20 protein-coding genes and 1 pseudogene are annotated in these 20,697 nt (G+C 70.2%); 4 read left to right on the top strand and 17 right to left on the bottom strand.

Translation table 11 applies throughout. The features are described from left to right. Window positions 1-6 precede the first annotated feature (6 nt). Window positions 7-837, top strand: coding sequence for an orotidine-5'-phosphate decarboxylase (gene pyrF, locus MNO14_RS02805; protein ID WP_241945288.1), 831 nt, complete (start codon window positions 7-9; stop codon window positions 835-837). A 37-nt stretch (window positions 838-874) separates the two neighbouring features. Here pyrF and pncB read toward each other — a convergent pair whose 3' ends face one another. From pncB to gspG, 12 genes and pseudogenes are all read right to left on the bottom strand, one after another. Continuing rightward, the gene (gene pncB, locus MNO14_RS02800; RefSeq protein ID WP_241945287.1) at window positions 875-2,062 is read right to left on the bottom strand and encodes a nicotinate phosphoribosyltransferase; all 1,188 of its coding nucleotides are present in this window, start codon (window positions 2,060-2,062) and stop codon (window positions 875-877) included. A 97-nt stretch (window positions 2,063-2,159) separates the two neighbouring features. Further along, entirely contained in the window at window positions 2,160-3,011 is an 852-nt protein-coding gene (locus tag MNO14_RS02795; protein ID WP_241945286.1) for a glycosyltransferase family 2 protein, read from the bottom strand. Between the two features lie 164 nt (window positions 3,012-3,175). Beyond that, window positions 3,176-3,958, bottom strand: a pseudogene (locus MNO14_RS02790) (glycosyltransferase); the annotation flags it as partial. A gap of 21 nt (window positions 3,959-3,979) precedes the next feature. Continuing rightward, window positions 3,980-6,253, bottom strand: coding sequence for a type II secretion system secretin GspD (gene gspD / locus MNO14_RS02785; RefSeq protein WP_241945285.1), 2,274 nt, complete (start codon window positions 6,251-6,253; stop codon window positions 3,980-3,982). 25 nt (window positions 6,254-6,278) lie between these two features. Then, window positions 6,279-7,124, bottom strand: coding sequence for a general secretion pathway protein GspN (locus tag MNO14_RS02780; protein WP_241945284.1), 846 nt, complete (start codon window positions 7,122-7,124; stop codon window positions 6,279-6,281). Continuing rightward, window positions 7,114-7,752, bottom strand: coding sequence for a type II secretion system protein GspM (gene gspM, locus MNO14_RS02775; RefSeq protein WP_241946239.1), 639 nt, complete (start codon window positions 7,750-7,752; stop codon window positions 7,114-7,116). The genes MNO14_RS02780 and gspM overlap by 11 nt, the downstream gene beginning before the upstream one ends. Further along, the gene (locus tag MNO14_RS02770) at window positions 7,742-8,827 is read right to left on the bottom strand and encodes a PilN domain-containing protein (protein ID WP_241945283.1); all 1,086 of its coding nucleotides are present in this window, start codon (window positions 8,825-8,827) and stop codon (window positions 7,742-7,744) included. The genes gspM and MNO14_RS02770 overlap by 11 nt, the downstream gene beginning before the upstream one ends. A 92-nt stretch (window positions 8,828-8,919) precedes the next feature. After that, window positions 8,920-9,771 (bottom strand): type II secretion system protein GspK, encoded by an 852-nt coding sequence (locus tag MNO14_RS02765; RefSeq protein WP_241945282.1) that lies wholly within the window; start codon window positions 9,769-9,771, stop codon window positions 8,920-8,922. After that, the gene (locus MNO14_RS02760; RefSeq protein ID WP_241945281.1) at window positions 9,768-10,406 is read right to left on the bottom strand and encodes a prepilin-type N-terminal cleavage/methylation domain-containing protein; all 639 of its coding nucleotides are present in this window, start codon (window positions 10,404-10,406) and stop codon (window positions 9,768-9,770) included. The genes MNO14_RS02765 and MNO14_RS02760 overlap by 4 nt, the downstream gene beginning before the upstream one ends. After that, entirely contained in the window at window positions 10,403-10,843 is a 441-nt protein-coding gene (locus tag MNO14_RS02755) for a prepilin-type N-terminal cleavage/methylation domain-containing protein (RefSeq protein WP_241945280.1), read from the bottom strand. Before MNO14_RS02755 ends, MNO14_RS02760 begins: the two co-directional genes overlap by 4 nt. Continuing rightward, the gene (locus MNO14_RS02750) at window positions 10,840-11,343 is read right to left on the bottom strand and encodes a GspH/FimT family pseudopilin (RefSeq protein ID WP_241945279.1); all 504 of its coding nucleotides are present in this window, start codon (window positions 11,341-11,343) and stop codon (window positions 10,840-10,842) included. Before MNO14_RS02750 ends, MNO14_RS02755 begins: the two co-directional genes overlap by 4 nt. Continuing rightward, a complete protein-coding gene (gene gspG / locus MNO14_RS02745; RefSeq protein ID WP_241945278.1) occupies window positions 11,340-11,774 on the bottom strand; it encodes a type II secretion system major pseudopilin GspG in 435 nt (144 codons plus the stop codon). The genes MNO14_RS02750 and gspG overlap by 4 nt, the downstream gene beginning before the upstream one ends. Window positions 11,775-11,940: 166 nt before the next feature. On the opposite strand from gspG, the gene MNO14_RS02740 reads away from it, so the two are divergent. The 3 genes from MNO14_RS02740 to MNO14_RS02730 are packed head-to-tail and all read left to right on the top strand — an operon-like array spanning window position 11,941 to window position 14,134. Continuing rightward, a complete protein-coding gene (locus tag MNO14_RS02740; protein ID WP_241945277.1) occupies window positions 11,941-12,264 on the top strand; it encodes a hypothetical protein in 324 nt (107 codons plus the stop codon). Next, on the top strand, window positions 12,261-13,829 hold the full coding sequence (locus MNO14_RS02735; protein ID WP_241945276.1) for a PepSY-associated TM helix domain-containing protein: 1,569 nt from the start codon (window positions 12,261-12,263) through the stop codon (window positions 13,827-13,829). The genes MNO14_RS02740 and MNO14_RS02735 overlap by 4 nt, the downstream gene beginning before the upstream one ends. Continuing rightward, a complete protein-coding gene (locus MNO14_RS02730) occupies window positions 13,826-14,134 on the top strand; it encodes a DUF3325 domain-containing protein (RefSeq protein ID WP_241945275.1) in 309 nt (102 codons plus the stop codon). Before MNO14_RS02735 ends, MNO14_RS02730 begins: the two co-directional genes overlap by 4 nt. 108 nt (window positions 14,135-14,242) lie before the next feature. On the opposite strand, the gene MNO14_RS02725 is transcribed toward MNO14_RS02730, so the two are convergent. The 5 genes from MNO14_RS02725 to MNO14_RS02705 form a co-directional block, all read right to left on the bottom strand. Further along, complete coding sequence (locus tag MNO14_RS02725) at window positions 14,243-15,460, bottom strand: type II secretion system F family protein (RefSeq protein WP_241945274.1); 1,218 nt, start codon at window positions 15,458-15,460, stop codon at window positions 14,243-14,245. A gap of 49 nt (window positions 15,461-15,509) precedes the next feature. Beyond that, window positions 15,510-17,243 carry a type II secretion system ATPase GspE gene (gene gspE / locus MNO14_RS02720; RefSeq protein WP_241945273.1) on the bottom strand — a complete coding sequence of 578 codons (1,734 nt, stop codon included), beginning with the start codon at window positions 17,241-17,243 and terminating at the stop codon, window positions 15,510-15,512. A gap of 60 nt (window positions 17,244-17,303) precedes the next feature. After that, on the bottom strand, window positions 17,304-17,933 hold the full coding sequence (locus MNO14_RS02715) for a DUF2242 domain-containing protein (RefSeq protein ID WP_241945272.1): 630 nt from the start codon (window positions 17,931-17,933) through the stop codon (window positions 17,304-17,306). 98 nt (window positions 17,934-18,031) lie between these two features. Further along, the gene (locus MNO14_RS02710) at window positions 18,032-18,415 is read right to left on the bottom strand and encodes a hypothetical protein (protein WP_241945271.1); all 384 of its coding nucleotides are present in this window, start codon (window positions 18,413-18,415) and stop codon (window positions 18,032-18,034) included. A 269-nt stretch (window positions 18,416-18,684) separates the two neighbouring features. After that, on the bottom strand, window positions 18,685-20,670 hold the full coding sequence (locus tag MNO14_RS02705; RefSeq protein ID WP_241945270.1) for a S8 family serine peptidase: 1,986 nt from the start codon (window positions 20,668-20,670) through the stop codon (window positions 18,685-18,687). Window positions 20,671-20,697: the final 27 nt, after the last annotated feature.

The following is a 20,697-nucleotide window of genomic DNA, read 5'->3' as shown; positions in this document are numbered from 1 at the left end:
ACCGCCATGCCCCGCTCCTTCATGCAGGCGCTGCGCGCGCGCTGGCAGGCCGCCGACACGCTGGTCTGCGTGGGGCTGGACCCCGAACCCGCGAAGTTTCCCGCCCGGTTTTCCGGCGATCCGGATGCGGTGTTCGCCTTCTGTCGCGACATCGCCGATGCGACGGCCGAGTACGCCTGCGCGTTCAAGCCGCAGATCGCGCATTTCGCCGCGCTCGGTGCCGAGGACGCGCTGCAGCGGCTGATCGCGCATCTGCGTACCGCGCATCCCGACGTGCCGGTGATCCTCGACGCCAAGCGCGGCGATATCGGCAGCACCGCCCAGCAGTATGTGGGCGAGGCCTTCGGGCGCTATGCCGCGGATGCGGTCACGGTGAATCCGTATCTGGGGCGTGACTCGGTGCAGCCGTTCCTCGACCGCGAAGACAAGGGCGTGGTGATTCTGTGCCGCACCTCCAATCCCGGCGCCACCGACCTGCAGGACCTGCCGGTCGCGCACGGCGGCGCCACGCGCCCGCTGTACCAACACGTCGCCGAGACCATCGCGCGCGACTGGAACGCGCACGGCAACTGCGCACTGGTCGTCGGGGCGACCTGGCCGGCGCAGTTGCGCGAAGTGCGAGCGATCGTCGGCGACCTGCCGTTCCTGGTGCCCGGCGTCGGCGCACAGGGCGGCGATGTCGAGGCGGTCGTGACCCATGCCAGGACCGCCGACGGCACCGGGCTGATGGTCAGTTCCTCGCGCGCGATCCTCTATGCCTCGAGCGGCGACGATTACGCCGAGGCCGCGGCCACGGCGGCGCGCGCGCTGCGCGACATGATCAACCGCCATCGCTGACGCGTCCGGCCGCTTGCGGCCGCCCACACGCCGTCGGTCAGGCGGCCTGCTCCGGCGGAACGCCGAACACCTGGCGCAGATAGCTCAGGTAGCCGGGGTCGTCGCACATGCTTTTGCCCGGCGAATCGCTGAGCTTGGCCACCGGCTGGCCATTGCAGCGGACCATCTTGATGACGATGTTCAGGGGCGTCGGGCCGAGGTCGTTGGTCAGGTGCGTGCCGACCCCGAACGCGACCTGGCAGCGACCGCGGAAGTGGTCGTGGAGCCGCATCACTTTGGCGAAATCCAGGCCGTCGCTGAAGACCAGGGTCTTGCTCGCCGGATCGACGCGGTTGTGCTGGAAATGCGCGAGCATGCGGTCGCCCCAGACGAAGGGGTCGCCCGAGTCGTGGCGCACGCCGTCGAACAGCTTGCAGAAATACATGTCGAAATCGCGCAGGAACGCGTCCAGGCCGACGACGTCCGACAGCGCAATGCCCAGGTCGCCGCGATACTCGTGGGCCCAGGCCTCCAACGCGGCGACCTGCGAGTCGCGCAACCGCGGCCCGAGCGCCTGGAACGCCTGCAGGTACTCGTGCGCCATCGTACCCAGCGGCGTCATGCCGTAGCGGCGTGCGAAATCGACGTTGCTGGTGCCGACGAACTGCGCGCCCAGTGCGTCGCGCAACAACGGCAGCATGTGGCCGTGCCACTGTCGCGAGTAGCGGCGCCGCGTGCCGTAGTCGGCAACCTTGCAATCGTCGAAGCCGGGCGTATCGCGCAACAGGGCCGCCTTGGCCTGGAGCCGGCGCTCGCCCTCGGCGAAATCCGGCGCCGAGGTGTTGCGGAACCAGACCTCGTTCACGATCGCCAGCAGCGGCACTTCGAACAGGATCGTGTGCAGCCAGGGGCCGCGGATATCGAGCTCGATCTCACCCGGCACCGATGCCGACGGCCGCAACTCGATGTACTTGCGGTCGAGCCGGAACAGCCCGAGGAAGTCGGCGAAGTCGGGCTTGATGAAGCGCAGGCCGCGCACGTAGCCCAGTTCGTCATCGGTGAAGTGCAGCGCGCACAGCGCGTCGATCTCCTCGCCGATCTCACCAAGATAGCGCGCTAGGTCGATGCCCGGCGTCCTGCACTTGAATCGGTACTCGACATGCGCACCGGGGTGCTGGTGCAGCACCGCCTGCATCATCGTGAACTTGTACAGGTCGGTGTCGAGCAGGGACTGGATGATCGGCATGGGGAGATCCACGAAAAGAGCCCGGCTAGCCTAGCGCGTGGACAGTGGCGAAAGCGCCTGCACCGGTCACCGGCGGCAGAACACTTCGGCCCAGCGGCTACAGCCGGCGCAGGACGGCCAGCGGGAAGCGCAGCCAGATCGCCAGCCACACGCCGACCCGCTGCGCGAGCGTCCGCTGCGGCGCCTCGAAGCGGCGGAAGTAGCGCCACAGCCCGCGGTGCTTGTGCCACTCGACGAACAGCGGACGCACGCGGCTGGAGACGCCGCGCACGTGCAGCACCGCAACATCGTTGGCGACCGCGACCTTGGCACCCGCCTCGCGGGCGCGGCGGCACAGATCGAGATCCTCGGCATGCAGCCGGTAGCCGGTGTCGAAGCCGTCGATGCGATCGAACAGCGTACGCGGCAGCAGCATCAGCGCACCCGACACCGCGTCCACGCGCTGCAGCGGCTGCGCCGCATCGCGCGGCAGCGAGAGATCGCGCGCGGATGCGGTGCGCAGCATCGCGACGAAATCGGGATCCCGGCGCCGGGCGGCCGCATCGGCCACACCGTCTTCGCCGAGCAGTTCGCTACCCAGCAGGCACTCGCCAGCGAGCGCATCGGCATGCGCGCGGAGCCGCGTCAGCGTGTCCACTTCGACCAGGCAATCCGGATTGACGAAGGCGATCCAGGGCGCGTCGGCATCGCGCGCGCCTTGGTTGCAGGCGACCGCGAAACCGGGATTGTCGGGGTTGCCGATGAAATGCACGCGCGGATCGAGCGAGGCATGACGCTGCACAATCGCCAAGGTCTCGTCGATCGAGCCGTTGTCGACGATCCGGATCTGCGCCACGCCATCGGCCTCGCGCAGACGACGCAGGCAGGCGTCGATCGTGCTCGCGCTCTGGTGAGTGACAACGACGGCGACCACATCGGCCGCAGGCGTCGGAGGTGACGATGCAATCATCGCAGTGAGGTCCCGCCCTCGGTCTGCGTGACCGTTGCGTCGTTGGGCGACGGCGTGTCGGCCGGATCCGCGTCTCCGTCTGCAGGCGCACCGCTTTCATCAGCGAGGTCGTGTGCGGCGAACAGTCCCTGCTGGGTCGGTGCGTTTTCGAGCGCCGCATAGCGGCGCTGCAACTGTGCGCGACAGGCGTGCAGCGGGTCATTCATCAGATAGGTCGCCAGCCGCGCATGCCAGGACGGCCAGCGGGCCGCGAGCGCATCCATGTCGCCCTCGCGCGGACCGCCCTCGCCGCCGCGCGCGACGAACGCGGTCTCGCACAACGCGTTGCGCCAGCCCAGGCCGGCCATGCGCAGCGACAGATCGATCAGCGCGGCATACCAGGACCCGTAACTCGCGGCGTCCAGCCCACCCGCCTTGCGCCGGGCGTTGCCGCGCAGCAGGACCGCGTGGTCGATCGCGGCCGGCAGCTCAGGATGCAGCGGCGGCAACTGCTGGCAGGCACGTGCGAGGCGCAGCGGATCATCCGGCACCGATGCGATCTCGCCGATGCGGGGCCACGAGGCAGCCTCACCAGCATTGCACCAGGGCGTCGCGGTCGCGATCGAGGCATCACGCGCGAAGCACGCAGCCAACTCGACCAGCCAGCCGGGCAGCGGCACGGCATCGGGCGCGAGCACGACGACATCGGCATCGCCGCAGGCGCGCAGCACATCGTCCAGGTGCGCGACCTCGCCGACCCCGCGCTGGCGGCAGGTGTAGTCGGCCTGCAACGGCGTGCTGGCCAGCCAGCGCTGCACGATCTGCGCGCCGCGCGGCCCGATGCGCGCGTCGTCGGCCAACCACACCTGTGTACCCGCAGGCGTGCCCGCGTCGAGTGCGGCCAGACAGGCGTCGAGCGCATCGTCGTCGTGCCCGACCGGCAGCAACACCACCGGCAGTGCCGTCATCGGCGCGCGTCCCCGGCCATGTCAGTCGCGCGGTTGCAGCGGCTGCAACGCACGGAAGCGACGGCCGTACTCGTCGGTCAACTGGCGCGCTTCCTGCGGATTGCGCACGATCGTCGGCGTCAGCAGCACGATGACTTCGCTACGCTCGTTGCTCGTCGCCTGGGATCCGAACAGGCTGCCGAACACCGGAATCCGGCTCAGGCCGGGCAATCCTTTTGAGGACCGTCCGACCTCGTCCTTGATGAGGCCGGCCAGCATCACCGTATCGCCAGCCTGCACCGCCGCTTCGGTCTTCAGCCGCCGGGTGTCGATGCGGACGTTGCCCTGCGCATCTGCGGTACTGCTCGGACCCGGGGAACTGACTTCCTGCACGATATCCAGGAACACCATGCCGTCGCGGGTCACACGCGGCCGTACCTTCAAGATCGTACCGGTCTCCAGGTACTGCACGCTGGTATAGCTGCTGTCGCCGAGAATTGGATTGACGCTGGTGGTCGAGATCGGAATGCTCGCGCCAACGTTGAACTCCGCCATCGCATTGTTGCGAACGAACACAGACGGCGACTGCAAAATGTTGACGTCGGTGACCTCGTCCAAAGCGTCGATCACTGCCGCGGCATCGTTCTTGACCAGTGTCCAGGCCAGGCCAGGTCCCGATACGCCCCCAATGCTGGCGCCCAGCGTGCTCCAGCGGGTTGGGCCAGCCAGTCCTTGCCCGGCGCCAGAGGGCCCGAAGGGTCCAATGCTGTTGTCGGACATCCCCTTCTCAATGAACCAGTTGACGCCGTACCTGAGCTCGCCCTTGAGCGTCACCTCCACCACCTGCGCCTCGATATGCACCTGCGCCGGCATCACGTCGAGCCGTTCGACGACATCGCGGATCGACCGCCACGCCGCCGGTGTCGTGCGCACGAGCAGCGTGTTGGTCTCGTCGACCGCCGACACGCCAACGCGGTCGCCGCCGACCTCCAGGGTCACGCTGCTGGGCCCATCCTGGCGCTCGTCGAGCTGCATCTGGCCGATGTCCCCGCCGCTGCCACCGCCACCGCGCATGCCGCCGCGGCCGCCCCGGCCGCCGCCCATCCCTGAGTTACTGCCCAGGCCGCCCGTCGACGAATCGAGCCCGCCGCGGCTACCCGATGTGCTGCCATCAAGACCACCGCTGCGCAGCGTGTTGCCGCTCAGGCCCGGCATCAAAGAGGCGCTGTCCTGGCCGCTGCTGCCACCGCTGCTGCCGAAGACCTCCGACAAGCGTTGCGCGAGCTCGCGCGCCTTGATGAATTTCAGTTCGAGCGAGAACAACCGCGGCTCCTGGCCGGCGTTGTCGATGCGCTCGAGCCACTGCTGGATCTCGCCCAGGTAATCGGCCTGCGGCGTGATCACCAGCACCGCGTTCGCGCCTTCGAGCGGCATGAAGCGGAACATGCCGGCGACCGGCGATTCGCTGTCCTGGCCGAACACCTTCTCCAGATCGGCGACTACCTGCGTGGCCTTGCCCGACTGCAGCGGGAACACGCCCACCGACATGCCCGACAGCCAGTCGACGTCGAAGATCTCGATCGTGCGCAGGTAGTTGTCGAGTTCGGAGCGACTGCCCGAGATCGTGATGACGTTGCGTGCGTTGTCGGCGCCGACGATCGCGTTCGGGCGCGCGTAAGGCTCGAGCACCTTCTCCATCTCGGTCGCGGAGATGTAGCGCAGCGGCACCGTGCGCACCTCGAAGCCGCGCGCCGCCCCGGTGCCGCCGGTGCGCGGCGCGACCGTGCCGGTGGCGAGCGCGGTGTCGGCCGGCACGATGTTGTAGCGGCCATCGCTGTAGATCATCCGGGCGTTGTTCCAGCCCAGCACCATCTCCAGCAGGCTCAGCGCCTGCGCCGCGCTCACCGGCTTGGGCGTGGCCAGCGTGACCGTGCCCTGCACTTCCGGCGCGATGACGTAGTTCTGTCCGAGCATGTCGCCGAGGATCGCCTTGGCGACCGCATGGACCGATTCACCCTCGAAATTGAACGACGCCTGCCCGGTGGTGGTAGTGCCGAGCGTCGGTGGCGGCGCGGCCGCGGCACCGCGATTGATCACCGTGCCGCTGCCGCGACGGATCTGCGGACGCGGGCGGTCGTCATCGTCGACCAGCGACTGCACGCGTGGCCCGTCGGCGACGCCCGAGGCATCGGCCTCCACCCCTTGGCGCAGATCGGCGTCGCGCCGAACGGTCGGCGGCGGGGCCGTGGCACAGCCGGCGAGCAATGCGATGCAGATGCCGATCGCGAGCGTCCTGGACGGAAGGGCGGGAGTCATCGAAAGAGGCTTCATCGACTGGAGTCTACGGGTCCTGGACGGGGGTGGGGGACGGCTGCGGCGAGGGCGACGGCCGAGATGGCTGCTGTTGCTGTTCCTGGCGCAGGCGCGCGCGCCGCTCCTCGATCCGGCGACGGATCGCCTCGACCTGCGCCTCCGCTGTCGCGTCCACTTCGTTGCCGGCCGCCTGCGCGCCGCCTGGCGGTGCGCGGTTGCGCGCACCGTCCCGGGCCTGGGCGCGCCCGGCATCGCCAGCCTGGGGAATATCGGGCGGCGTCGGATCGGTCGCGGGCGGCGGCCGCCGCAGCGGCATCTGCATGGTGCGGTCCTGGGCGACCGGCGTGGTCATCGGTGTCGGCGGCTGGCCGCCGGTGCCGTCGAACACACGCAGTTCCAGCGTGCGCGGGCCCTCGGGGCCGTTGAACACGACGCTGCGCGCGTCCACGCTGCCGAGCACCCAGCCGGGCGTGGTTGGCGGCGCCTCGCCGATGCGCAGGCGGATCGATTCGCCGCCCCCGCTGGGCTGCAGGATCGCCATCGCGAAATCGGGCGTCCGCAACACGCTGGTCAACACAAAGTCGAAGCCTGGCGCGGCCTCGCCGCCTTCGTCCTGCGGGTCGATGAAGAATGGGTGCGGTTTACGATCTGCCGAGAACAGCGGCCGCGCCGCGATCTCCCCGTACTGCGACAGCGGCGGCTGAGGAGCCACGTCCGGCATCGCCGGTGCGGTTGCCGCCGACGGGTCGTCCTCGTCCTCGCGCTGACCGATGCGCCCGCCCAGGCCGGCCAAGGTCAGCACCAGGAACAGCAGCGCCCACGCCGCGACGGCGCCGATCAGCCAGGTCTGGGGATTGAGCCGATCAACCCGCATCGGTCGTCGCCTCCGCACCAGGCGCCGCCGCGGGTGCGGACGGACCCGGCAGCACATAACCGGACAGGTCGAAGCTCACGTCAACGCCGCCGCTGGCGGCACCCGCGGCCAGCGTGTGCCGCTGGCTGAGAATGTTCAGGTTGTCGACGAACAGCCGGGGCGTGCCCGCTTCCAGCGAATGCAGCACCGCGGCCAGTTCCGGCATGCCGCAGCGCAGCCGCACCTGCACGGTCGCACGCGGGTAGCGGTCGTTGCGGCCGCCGGCCAGCGGCGAGCGGTTGCTGATCGCGCAGCTGCGGTTGCCGGGACTGGCCTCGAGCACCGCGTTCTCGAGCCGCTGTACCAAGGCCGCGGTCGCCAGTTCGACGCTCGGCTGCGGCATGAAGCCGGGCGCCGCCGCCATCGCCTCGCGCGCACGTTCGAGTTCGGCGCGGACCTGCGGCGCCTGCTCGAGTTCGCGGCGGATGCGCAGTTCGCGCTCCTGCAGCGAATCGATGCGCGTCCCCAGGTCCCGCATCGGCTGTGTCCACCAGGGGTGCAGCAGCACCAGATAGCCGAGCAGCAGCGCGCCCAGCAGCAGACCCAGCGCCAGCCAGCGGTCGCGCGCGGGCACCGGACTATCGGGCATCGTCGACACGGGCGGCCTCCTGCGGTGGCGGCGCGGTGGGCGCGGGCGGCGGCGCGAGTTCGGCGGTCAACGTGAAGCGATCCGAGCGCGTCCGCGGGTCGTTCTGCAACGCCCCAGCAAGCGCCGGCGAGTGCCAAAGCGGCGACCCCTCCAGTTGTCCGACCAGCGCCGAGGCCTCGGTGCTCAGGCCGATCAACAGGATCCGGTTGCCCTCGATCGCCGCTTTCTCCAGCGAGGTACTGTCGGGTAGCCGCCGGCTCAGTTCGTCGAGGACGGCGACCGTGGTGGGCCGCGCAGCCCGCTGGGCCTGCAGGAAGGCCATGCCCTCGCGCAGATCGGCCAGTTGCTGGCGCTGCGCGGACGCCGCACGCGCGCGGATCGCCTCGGCTTCGACCTTCGCCTGCAAGGCATCGGCCGCGGCGGCGCGGTTCTCGCGCATCTGCCACAGGCCGGCCACCGTCAGCAACACGGCGATCGCCGCGAGCAGCCATTGCAAGCGGCGCTGGGGATCTTCGCGTCGGCGCCGGCGCTCGGCGTCGATCAGGTCGACCCCGAGCGGGCGGTCGCCCTCGGCCAGGTCGATGCCGGCGAGCGTCGGCGCCAGGGTGCCAAGCGCCGCGAGTTCCGCTTCGATCGTCGCCCGCGGCACCACCACCAGTTCGACCTCGAGTTGGCCGTCGCCGCGGCGCCCCAGCAGGCGGTGCCCATGCCGCACGTCGCCGGCGGCGAACGGCGTCTGCCGGTCGATCTCGAAGCCGAGCACATCGTGCAAGCGATCGGCGGCGGCTTCGGGCAGCAGCATGCGCCGACGCAATCCCGCCTGGGCGGGCAGCAGCAGCCAGCGCGGCGTCCCGGCCAAGCGATCGCCCAGCAACGTCGCCAACGGATCGCCGGCGCGGCCTGCCAATTCAGCCAGCGGCACCTGCGCCAGCTCACGTGTTTCACGCGCTTCGTGCAGGACCAACCGCAGGTCATCGCCCTGCGGCTGCAGCAGAAGGCGGCGACCGGACAGTCCGAACAGTTCGCGCACGCGCGGCGGCAGCCAGGCCGCGAGCGCGGCGCGCCACCACGCCAACGCGCTGCGAACGCGGGCCCAGGTTCGCCCGTCCGGGCGCCAGCCGCGGCGCGGCGGCGCGGACGCGCCCGGTGATGCGGGTGTTGCGGACATCATCGCGGTGAAGCTCCCTCCTCCCAACGCAGCACGCTGTATGCCGTGCCCGGTACGGCGCCAGCGCCGGTCCTGACCACTGCCCGCAACCGCGCGCTCCGTCCCCCTTCGAGCCGCGCACGGCTGTCGATACTATACGTGCCGCTGCCGCCACCCAGCACCGCCTCGGCAAGCAGTGCACCGGTGGCGGCGCGCGCGGCCAGAATCGGATCGGCGTCGACGCCCATCGCCTGCAGCACCACCGCATCGGCGAATTGCGGATCGGGCGACGGCAGACGGCCGTAAATGGTCAGGTGCGGCGCCACCGCCTCGAACAGCGCCGGCGTCATTCCGAGCACCTGCTGGACCTCGGCCACGGTCTCGAATGGCGCGTTCTTGGCGCCATACGCGCGCCCCTGCGCCGCGTACTCGGCGCGCTCGGCGCCGCCCACCGGCTGCACCAAGTCGTCTTCGTCGCGCCAGTCGACGATCGCGCCGGCCACTTGCGCCGCCACGTCCGGCTCGGCGCCCACCGCATGCAGCAGCGCAGCCAGCAAGTCACTGCCGGCCGCGTTGAGATCGACCTTGCCGGTCTCGTCGACGATCCGGATCTCCACGGCCATGTCATGGAACTGCCAGGCGTAGGGCCGCCCGTCGGGCTGCCAGCGCAGGGCCGGGTCCGGCAACGCCAGCCGCATCAACGCGTATTCGAGCCCGGCACGCGCGGCGGCATCGCCCACAGTGCCGCGTGCCAGCACGCGCCCCTGCTGGTTCTCGATGCGTGCGGTGAGCGCGAAGGCGCCGACCAGCGCCGACAGCAGCACGATCAACCACAACACCAGCAACAGCGCCGCGCCCCGGCTTCGGCTCATGGCAAGGCCTCCCGCGCAGGTTGCCCGCTGCCCTGCGGCAAGGTGACGACCAGCAGCGGCCAGGCGCCATCGCGCTCGGTCTCGATCGCGATCTCGACCTGCAACGGCAAGGTCGCCGGCCCCCAGCGCTCGCCCCATTCGCCGAGCGCACCGGTGGCGTCGAAGCCGCGATAGCGCAGGCGCAGTGCGGTCAGGTCGTCGATCAGCGGTTCGGGCGGGCGCGGCGCGGCCTCCTCGACCGTGCGTCCGCTCAGCACCATCGCGAACGCCGCGGTCAGGCGCTGCGGCTTGCCGTCGTCGTCGACCGCGAGGTCATGCAGGTGCGGCCCGCCCTGGCCCAGGTAGTCCGGCAGGTCGGCGACGAAGCGCAGCCGCTGCGCTTCGCCGACAAAGCGCACTGGCTCGCCGGTGGTCTCGTCGACCTCGAAGCCCATTGGCAACGCCGAGGCGATCCGGCGGCGCAGGAAGCCTTCGACCGCGCGCATGCGCTCACTGCGCTGGGCCAGCGCTTCGCCGCGCTCGACGGTCGCGGTGGCCGCGCGCAAGGTGGTCAGCGCGAGCGCGAGGCCGGCGGCCAGCAGCGCGGTCGCCACCAGCACTTCGATCAGTGTAAAGCCGCGGGCCGGGCGGCTCATGGCGTCGCCGGTCCGGTCTGCTCGGGCGCATGCAACCGCAGGGTGCGCACCTGCAGGCGCTCGCGCGGGCCGGCCTCGCCCCAGTCCATCGCCAGCGTCAGTTCGTACACCTGCGGTCCGCCCTGCGCGAGCGGCTCGGCGGGCGGCAGTTCGGGATCGACGTACGGCACGATCGCGAGCGTCCAGCGGTAGCGGCCGTCCTCGAAGCTGCCGTTGCGCTGGCCCGGCACGACCGGGATCGACAGGCCGACGCCGTCGAGCAGCGAACGTGCATGCAGTGCGGCACGCCCGGCATCGGCCGCCCAACGGACCTGTCGGGTGCCGTTGGACAACGTGCCCAGCAACAGCATCAGGCCCAACCCCAGCACGGCGAAGGCCACGATGACCTCGATCAACGTGTAGCCGGCCTGGCCGCGTCCTGCGCCCGGGCGGTTCATTGTTCGCCTCTGCCCAGCCGCACTTCTCCGGTCAGCCAGGCGACATCGACCTGCCAGGCCGCGCCGCGCAGCATCACCCGGATCCGGCCGCCGGTGGCCGCGCCGTCGGCGAAGAACACGATCGCGCCCTCGCTCTGCGAGGTCTGCAGTTCGCGCGCGCCGGTGAATTCGACATCGAGCTTGGCCGGAATCTCGCCATGCCGACCGTTAGGCGCCCGCCAGGTGCGCGCCTCGGGATCGAGCACGAAGCGCTGCGGCTCACCGGTCGCGATCGCCTGGGTCCGCGTGTAGCGCAACTGCGCGGCCAGTTCCTTGGCGGTCGACTGCAGCGCGATGCGGTCGAAGCCACCGCTCATTGCCGCCGCGGCAAGCACCCCGGTCACCGCGATCAGGCCGACGACCAGCAGGACCTCCAGCAGCGAAAAGCCGCGCTGGTGCCCCGGCGCCGTGCGGTCCGTGGGCGGCCGCGGCGCCGTCGGTCGCGGCCGCCGCAGGATCATTCGTAGCGGATATCGGCGTTGACGCTGTCGCCGCCAGGCTTGCGATCGGCCCCGAAGCTGACGATCTCGAAGGGCTGGCTATCGCCCGGCGCGCGGTATTCGTAGGGCGTGTTCCAGGGGTCGCGCAGTTCGCCTTCCTTCGCGTATGGCCCGAGCCAGCCACTGGCATCGCCGGGCTGGACGACCAAGTCGTTCAGGGCGTTGGGCAAGCGGCCGGTGTCCATCTCGAACTGATGGACCTTCTCGGCCAGGGTCTGCACCTGGGCCTTGGCCAGGTTGACCCGGGCGCGATCGCCGCCGCCCAGGATCCGGCTCGCGGCGAACGCGACGATGCCGCCGATCAGCACGACGACCAGGATGATCTCGATCAGGCTGAAACCGCCCTGTGCCGTCTTGCGGACCCCGCGACGCGATCGGAGGGAGTGATGCATGGGGCGCTGCCTCGTCTTGGGATCGAGTCCGGATTGTATGCCGCACAGACGATCGACCGGGAAGCCCGGCTTCGGCAAGATCGACGGCTGAGGCTCGGCGCCCAATCTAGTTGTAAATGATTCGCATTTGATATCATCGCCGTCGCCGCCCTGCCTGACGCCCGCAATGCCCACCCCCGCTCCCTTGACCGCCCGCGCCCAGCGCGACCGGACGCCGACCGCCGTCCGCCTGGATGTGCTGTGCCGCATTGTGGTCGCGGTGCCCGGCAACTACGCCGTCACCGCCTTGGCGGTCGTGGCGATCGCACGCCTGCTGCCTGGCGGCGCGCTGTCGGCGGCGGTGACCGCCACGCTGCTGTCGTTCGCGTTGTTCGCGGCCGGTGTGATGGCCACGTTCGCGGCGCGCGACGGCCTGCGTGCCGGCCTGTGGCTGGCCGGCATCGCGGCCGTGGCGGGCACGGTCGTCGCGTTGACCGGAGCGCCGGCATGAGCCGCGGCTTTCGCCAGTCGCAGGCCTGGCTGCACACCTGGAGCGGGCTGCTGGTGGGCTGGGTGCTCTATGCGATGTTCCTGACCGGCACCAGCGCGTATTGGCGCGAAGAAATCACCCGCTGGATGACCCCCGAATTGGGCGCCCCGGTCGAGGCCGCGACCGCCACCCGCCAGGCCCTGGCGTGGCTGGAGACGCACGCCCAGGGCGCGGACGCGTGGACCGTGCAGTTGCCCGGGCCGCGCACCACCGGTACCCAGGTGTCGTGGCGCATGCCGGGGCAGTCGTTCCGCGAGGCGTACGCCTCGCGCACCTGGCTGGACGCCGACGGCCACGCGGTTGCGGTCCGCGACACCCGAGGCGGCGATTTCTTCTACCGGCTGCATTTCGACATGCATTACATGCCGGTGCTGTGGGGGCGCTGGCTGGCCGGCATCTGCGCGATGTTCATGCTGGTGGCGATCGTCAGCGGCGTGGTCACGCACCGCAAGATCTTCGCCGACTTCTTCACCTTCCGCCGCGGCAAAGGCCAGCGCAGCTGGCTCGACGGCCACAACGCGCTGGCGGTGCTGGCGCTGCCGTTCCACCTGATGATCACCTACACCGGCCTGATCACGCTGATGGCGCTGTACATGCCGTTCGGCGTCGATGCCCGCTACGCCGACGCGCAGGCGTTCTACGCCGAACTGTTCCCGCAGGCGCCGACCGTCGAGCGCAGCGGCACGCCGGCGCCGCTGGGCGACGTCGAGGCGATGCGCGTGCGTGCGGCCGCCGGCTGGCAGCCCGACCGCGTCGACACGCTGCGCATCGACCTGCCCGGCGATGCCGCCGCGCAAGTCGTGGCCTCGCGCAGCACCGATGCGCGCATCGTCTACGACTACGAGTCGATGGCGTTCTCGGGCACCAGCGGCGCACTCGTCTGGCGCACGCCGTCGCAGGGCGCGGCCGCCGACACCCGCGACGGCATGGTCGGACTGCATGCCGCGCGCTTCGCCCCGATGACCATGCGCTGGCTGTTCTTCCTGTCGAGCCTGGCCGGCACGCTGATGGTCGCCAGCGGGCTGGTGCTGTGGACGGTGAAGCGGCGCGCGCAGTTGCCGGACCCGGCGCGCCCCCACTTTGGCTTCCGGTTGGTCGAATCGCTCAACATCGGCTTCGTCGCCGGCCTGCCGGCCGCGATGGCGGTCTTCTTCTGGGCCAACCGGCTGCTGCCCACCGGCATGGCCGAGCGTGCGCAATGGGAGATCCACCTATTCTTCCTGTTCTGGCTGGCGTGCGTGTTGCACGCCTGCGTGCGCCGGCCGGTCGCGGCCTGGCGCGAACAACTGGCGATTGGCGCCCTGCTGTTCGCGGCGCTGCCGGTCTACAACCTGATCGCAACGCACCACGGGCTGTTCGCCAGCCTGGCCGCCGGCGACACCGCGATGGCGACGATGGAGATCGGCCTGTTGGTCCTGGGTGCGGCGCTGGGCTGGGCGGCCTGGGCGGTCGATCGCCACGCGCGCCGCGCCCCGGCGCGACTGCCACGGCGTGCGCGCGTCGGCGATACGCAGGTGCCGGCATGAGCGCCGTCCTGGTCGTGCTGGCCACCCTGCTCGCGGCCGCCGGCTTCGCCGCGCTGGCGCTGGCGATGGACCGCCACCACGCGGCGGTCATCGGCGGCACGCCCACGCCTGCACGCCGACGTGCTTTTCGCTGGGCAGGCGGCTTCGTGCTGACGCTCGCGGCCTGGGCGTGCGTGCACATCTGGGGCCCGGCGCAGGGCGCCGTCGGCCTGTGGGGCGTAGCGAGCGCGGGCGCCGCGACCGTGCTGCTATGGCTGCGCTGGCGCGAGCCTGCGCGTGCTGCGCGGCCGCGCAGTGCGCGGTGATGGGCGATGCGGTGATCGACTTCGCGTGATCCGTCGTTCGAGCGCGCGCAGATGGCAGGAGCGAGGTGAGCCGTCGCTCACCAATCGCCCATCACGACGGGCGGCGTTTCACCCGATCACACTGGTCAGGTCGTAGATCGGCACCAGCACCGCCAGGATCACCACCATCACCACCAGTGCGAGCAGCATCGTAATCGCGGGCACCAAGGCCGCGAGCATGCGGTCGAGCGACTGTCCGGTCTGTTGGTCGAAGGTGTCCGCGGTGCGCATCAGCATCGCATCAAGGGCGCCCGATTCCTCGCCGACCTGGACCATCTGGATCGCCAGCCGCGGAAAGCGCCCGCCGCGTGAGAGTGCGGTCGAAAGCCCGACGCCATTCTTCACTTCCCCCGCTGCGGCCTCCACATCGGCCGCGAGCGCCAGGTTGCCCAGCACGTTGCGGCCGATGCCCAGCGCCGTGATTAACGGCACGCCGTTGCGCAACAGCGTGCCCAATGTCCGCGCCAGCCGCGCGGTCTCGATGCGCGCGGCCAGCGGACCGGCCAGCCGGCGTTCGAGCAGCCAGGCATCGAAGCGCGCCCGGAACCGGGCATCGCGCAACTTCAGCGCGAAGGCGTAGGCCGCCAGCACGGGCACGATCAACAGCACGATCCACCAGTCGCGCACGAAGCTGCCGACGCCGAGCACCAAGCGCGTGAACACCGGCAATTCGGCGTCGAGGCTGTCGTACATCGCTGCGAACTGCGGCACGACATAGCCCAGCAGGAACATCAGCGAGGCGCCGACCATGACGATCAGGATCGCGGGATAGATCAGCGCGTTGATCACCCGGCCGCGCAAGGCGCGTGCGCGTTCGAGATAGTCGGCCAACCGCTGCAGCGTGTCCTCCAGGCTGCCGCCGGCCTCGCCCGCGCGCACCATGTTCACGTACAGCCGCGAGAACGTGCCGTGTTGCCGCTCCAGTGCCGTCGACAGCGACACACCACCGCGCACCGCGTCGCGCAATTCGGTGATCGTGCGTTTGGCTTCCGGTTCCTCCGGCAGATCGAGCAGGATCGTCAATGCACGATCGAGCGGCTGCCCGGCATGCAGCAAGGTCGCCAGTTGCTGGGTGAACTGCACCAGGCGCTGACCCGAGAACGGCTTGGGCTTGAACGCCGTCCGCCAGTCGGCGAGCCCGCGCGCCTCACTCGCCGGACGCGCCTCCACCGGCAGGTGCCCCTGCTCCTGCAGGCGCAGCGCGACCTCGGCCTCGCTGGCGGCGTCCATGGTGCCGTCGAGCACTTCGCCGCGGGTGTTGAGGGCCTTGTAGCGGTAGAGGGTCATTGCAGGGTGCTGGGGCGGTGGCGGTGCGTACTTCGCGTGTCTTGCGGCATCATGCCTCCTCGGTCACCCGCAGCACTTCCTCGATCGTCGTCAGCCCGCGCAGGGCCTTGGCGATCCCGTCTTCGTACATCGTGCGCATGCCCGCACGCCGCGCCAAGTCTTCAAGTTCGCCCATGCCCGCATGGCGCATCACCGCGCGCCGGATCTCGTCGTTCATGACCAGGAACTCGACGATCGTGGTGCGCCCCAGATAACCCGTCGGCGCCACAGCCGACGGGCCCGGGCGGTAGAGATGGATCTCGCCTTCGGGCTGATGGCGGCGCAGTTCGAAGCGCTCGATCTCCTCGGGCGAGGCCGCATAGCGCACCGCATGCGTCGGCTCGAGCCGGCGCACCAGGCGCTGGGCCAGGATGCCGTTGACCGTCGAGGTCAGCAGGTAGTCCTCCACGCCCATGTCGAGCATGCGGGTGATACCGCCGGCGGCATTGTTGGTGTGCAGCGTACTGAGCACCAGGTGCCCGGTCAGTGCCGACTGGATCGCAATGCGCGCGGTTTCCAGGTCGCGCATTTCGCCGATCATGATGATGTCCGGATCCTGGCGCACGATCGAGCGCAGCGCATTGGCGAAGTCCAGACCGATCTGCGGCTTGGCCTGGATCTGGTTGATGCCTTCGATCTGGTACTCGACCGGATCCTCGACCGTGATGATCTTCACGTCCGGCGTGTTGAGCTGCGACAGCGCGGTGTAGAGCGTCGTCGTCTTGCCCGAGCCGGTCGGACCGGTCACCAGCAGAATGCCGTGCGGCTGGTCGAGCACCTTCTGGAACTGCGGCAGGAACGCGCCGTCGAAGCCGAGCCGCTGGAAGTCGAACACCACCGTCTCGCGGTCGAGCAGACGCATCACCACGCTCTCGCCATGCGCGGTCGGCACGCTGCTCACACGCAGATCGAGCTCCTTGCCCTGCACGCGCAGCATGATGCGTCCGTCCTGCGGCAGGCGACGCTCGGCGATGTTGAGCCGGGCCATGATCTTGATGCGGCTGATGACCGCGGCGGTCAGATTGACCGGCGGGCTCTCGCCGTCGATCAGCACACCGTCGACGCGGTAGCGGACCTTGAGCCGGCTCTCGAACGGCTCGATGTGGATGTCGGAGGCGCGCAGTTCCACCGCGCGCTGGATCACCAGATTGACCAGCCGGATCACCGGCGCCTCGGACGCCAGATCGCGCAGGTGCTCGACATCGTCGACATCGCCGCCGCCCTCGCCGTCGGCCGACTCGACGATCGTGCCCATCGCGCTGCGCCCCTGGCCATGCCAGCGCTCGATCGCATCGTCGATTTCCGACCGCAGGCCCACTGCAGGCACCGGTTCGCGCCCGGTCGCCAGGCGCACGGCATCGAGCGCGTAAGCGTCGTAGGGATCGGACATCCACAGCCGCAGACGGCCGTCCTGCTCGCCGATCGGCAGCACGTGGAACTGGCGCAGGAAGCGCACCGACAGCGGCGTCGCGCCTTCGGCCGCCTCGGGCGGTTCGTCTGGCAGCTCGCGCCCGGCCAGCAGCGGCAGATCGAACTCCGCAGCGCAGGCTTCGGCATGATCGCGCTCGGACACCAGGCCCAGCCGGGCCAGCAGCCCCAGCAGGCTGCCCCCCGCCTCGGCATGCAAGCGTTGCGCGCGGGCGAGATCGACGTCTTTGAGCCGGCCGTTGTCGCGCAGCCGCGCGATGACCCGCAGCTCCGGCGCAGCGGACGACGCCTCAGACCCCTCCAGCACGGCATTCACCAGACACAACCCCAGCGGCGATGGACCGGGCGACTGTAGCAGTTCGGTCGCAGCCGGCGCTCAGCGCGGCGCGTCGTCCCGCGCCGGGCGGTGCAGATCGTCGGGCGGCGGATCCTCATCGCCCTGGGCGGCCGGCGCGCGCCGGTCCTCGTTCGTCGGGCTGGGCACGTAGTAGCCCACGCGCTCGAAGAACCGGCGGTAGAAGCCGGCATCCTGCACAGTGCTGCTGGCCACCCGCACCAGCGAATCCTCGCGACTGCCGATCGGCACCGACAACGAACCGAGCGCGCCGACGCCCAGGCTCGCCGAGTTGGAACTCTTGCGCAGCACGTAGCGGTCGAGCAGCGCGCTGACGAACAGCAACGTCCGGTCGCTGCCGCGCGGCACGCACGACACGCGCACCGACAGCTGGGTGTGCACCTCGTCCTCGGGCTGGAAGTTCTTGGTCGCCTCGACCGCATCGTCCCCGGCCTTGCCGACGGCGTAGCCCTGCCCGAGCAGCGCCAAGCGCGCGGCACTGCAGGCCTGGGCCGGCGGCAGATCGTAGGTGCGCGAGTAGGTGTCGTCGGCGTCGAACGATTCGCCCATGAAAGGCACGTCCTCGCGCGCGTTGCGCCCGCAGCCGGCCAGCAACGCAGCGGCCAACGGCAACGAGACCAGGGCGGGCAACAGACGGACGCGAACCATCATGGGCGTATCGAATGGACGAGCCGCGGATGATAGCGGCGACGGCCGCCAGCGCCGTCGACGCCGCCTGCACAGTTCATTGTTCAGCAGGTGGTGTCCGCTCAGTGCAGCGCCGGGGCCGGGTCGTTGCGCGTGCGCCGCTCGGCCTCGAGCCAGTCCAGATGCGCGGCGAGCGTGCGACCGGCCGCCTGCGCCTCCGCGCACGCGGCGGCGTCAAGGACCTTGGAGACCGACAGCCGGGTCCGCACCCCAGCCCGCCCCTGCACCGCGGCGGTGTGGCGCAGCATCGCCAGCAGCATCGCAGCGCTGGGCGTACTCGCCACCGGGCGACCGGCAAGCACCATGGTCCATTCGCCATCCTCCAGTGTCGCGCCGGCGATCACGCGGCCATCGCCGTCGCGCAGTTGCGCATGGATCGGCGTGCCCTGCGCGCGGCGGGCGGCTTTCTCGACCGGGGAACGGCGCGGACCGGAAGGTTTGGACATGACGATCTGGGCGGTGAACCTGGCGCGACAGTATCCCAGATGCCGCCTGTACCGCTCGGCCCGCCCGCCACGCGCACTGCGCAGAACCGGGGTCAGAGTGCAATTTCGTCTCACGAAATTGCACTCTGACCCCGGTTTTTGCTGGCCGTCCGAAGTGGAAAGGCCCAGGCCCGTATTCGATTTGGGAGAAGGGCCGCAAAAAAGCCCGCGGATGGCCGCGGGCTCGAATGGCGGACCGCACCCGCCTCCTTGCGGGTGCGGCGGCGGTCTTACACCCCCGGCGCCGTGAACTTGGCCTGCAAGGTCACGTTGCTGTAGGCGCGCGTGCCGGCCAGCTTGATGTAGTAGATGCCCGCGGCCGGCCGGTTGATCCGGACGGTCTCGGTGTTGCCGGGTCGCGTCGAGTTCCAGGTCCCGGTCTGTGCCGGCGCCTCGTCAAGGCTGACATGGAGCGACACATCGCCGCTGCCACCGCTGGTGGTGATGGTCAGCGCACCGGTCACGCCGGCCGGCACTTCGATCGAGTACAGCGTCTCACCGCCCGCCGTGCCCGACAGGCTACGCAAGGGGACGCCGTTGCCGATCGGCGTGGCATCCGGCGCGCAGGTCTCGACCTCCGGATCGCACGGCGGTTCGATGGCCTTGAGCACCGCAGCACCGGCATTGACGATACCCGGGCCGATCGGCTGGCTGGTCGACGGCGCCACCGTGAAGGGCGTGACGGTGCTTGTGAGCACATCAAGCACTTCCTCCGGGGTGAGCAGCGGCAACTCGGCGGCCAGACGCGCGCCCTGCATCAGCGCGACCACGCCTGCGACGTGCGGCGAGGCCTGCGAGGTGCCAGCGGTGCCATAGGTCGGCGCGCCGGTGATGCTGGCCAGCGGCGTCGGCGTCGTCGTGCTCGGGTTCCTCGCCTGCCACACGAAGCCGTCCTCGATCTGCGTGCCCGAGTTGCTGTCGTTGGCATAGACGCCGCCACCCGGGGCCGAGATGTCGATGCCGGTGCCGTAGTTGGAGTAGTAGGCACGGCGGCTGGTGATGCCGTTGGACGCGACGGCGATCGCACCGGGGCAGTTGGCCGGCGAGAAGTTCGCCACGTCGGCATTGCTGTTGCCCGCGGCGATCACCACGGTCGCGCCGAGCGCATTCGCCTGCGCGATCGCGTCGGCCTCAGCCGCCGAACAGGCCCCGGAGCCGCCCAGACTCAGGTTGATGACCTGCGCGGGGTTGGCATTGGCCGGCACGCCATCCACGTCGCCGCCCGCAGCCCAGATGATGGCGTCGACGATGTCCGAATCGTAGCCGCCGCAATGGCCGAGTACGCGGACCGGCAGGACCTTGGCGCCGTAGGCGATGCCGGAGACTGCGACGCCGTTGTCGGTGCGCTGCGCGCCTGCGGTGCCGGCGACATGCGTGCCGTGCCAGCTGCTGTTGCGCTGCTGGCAGGTTTCCGCGCCGGGGTAGCCGATCGTCCAGTCACCCAGATCCCAAGCCCCCGCGACGCGGTCATCGGTGGCGCGCCCCGATACGAACGCATCGGAGATGAAGTCGTAGCCGGCATCGCCGAGCGAGCTGTCGATATCGGGATGTTCGGTGATGCCGGTATCGAGCACCGCGATCGTGATGCCTTCGCCGTCGGTGAGATCCCAGGCAGCCGGCGCATTGATACCGCCGCGGTTGGGACCGCCGTCGCCGGTCACGGTGCCGTCCGGGGCGAGCATGTGCCACTGCCATTCCAGCCCCGGATCGTTGGGCACGTAGGCCGGCTGCACCGGGCCGGCGGCGATCTGACGCAGGCGGTCAGGCGCGACCGACTTGACGTTCGGATCGGCGGCGATCTGCCGCATCAGGGCCTCGGCCGAAACCCGGTCCACGCCCTGGGCCAAGCGCAGCACCTGGTGTCCGGTCGCGAGCGTGCGCAGATACTGCACGTTGTTGGCCTTGGCGGCGCCGCGCACGATGCCCGAACGGGCGAGTGCAGTGCGGACGCCCGCAACCGCCGCCTGCTGGTCCTGCCGCTCCCGCGCGCCGTCCCGGTATTCGACGATGAAGCGCCGGATCGGGGTCGCGTCCGATTGCTGCAATGGCGCCTCGGTCCCCGCTTTGTCGGCCGGACGCTGGGTCTTGCCCGCATGGACGGCGCCGGTGGCGAGCACCGCGCCGACCGCGATGGCCAGGGCGCTGGGGATGATGCTGTTCTTCATTTTGGACCCTCGTTGGAGTATTGGACCTCGGAAGCGTCGGTGCGGCGGCACAGGGCCACCGTCCCGACGGACGTCGCA

Source organism: Luteimonas sp. S4-F44 (assembly GCF_022637415.1).
Taxonomy (GTDB): Bacteria; Pseudomonadota; Gammaproteobacteria; order Xanthomonadales; family Xanthomonadaceae; genus Luteimonas.
Note: the sequence above shows the minus strand (reverse complement) of the source record. Positions and strands in the feature narration are given on the sequence as shown.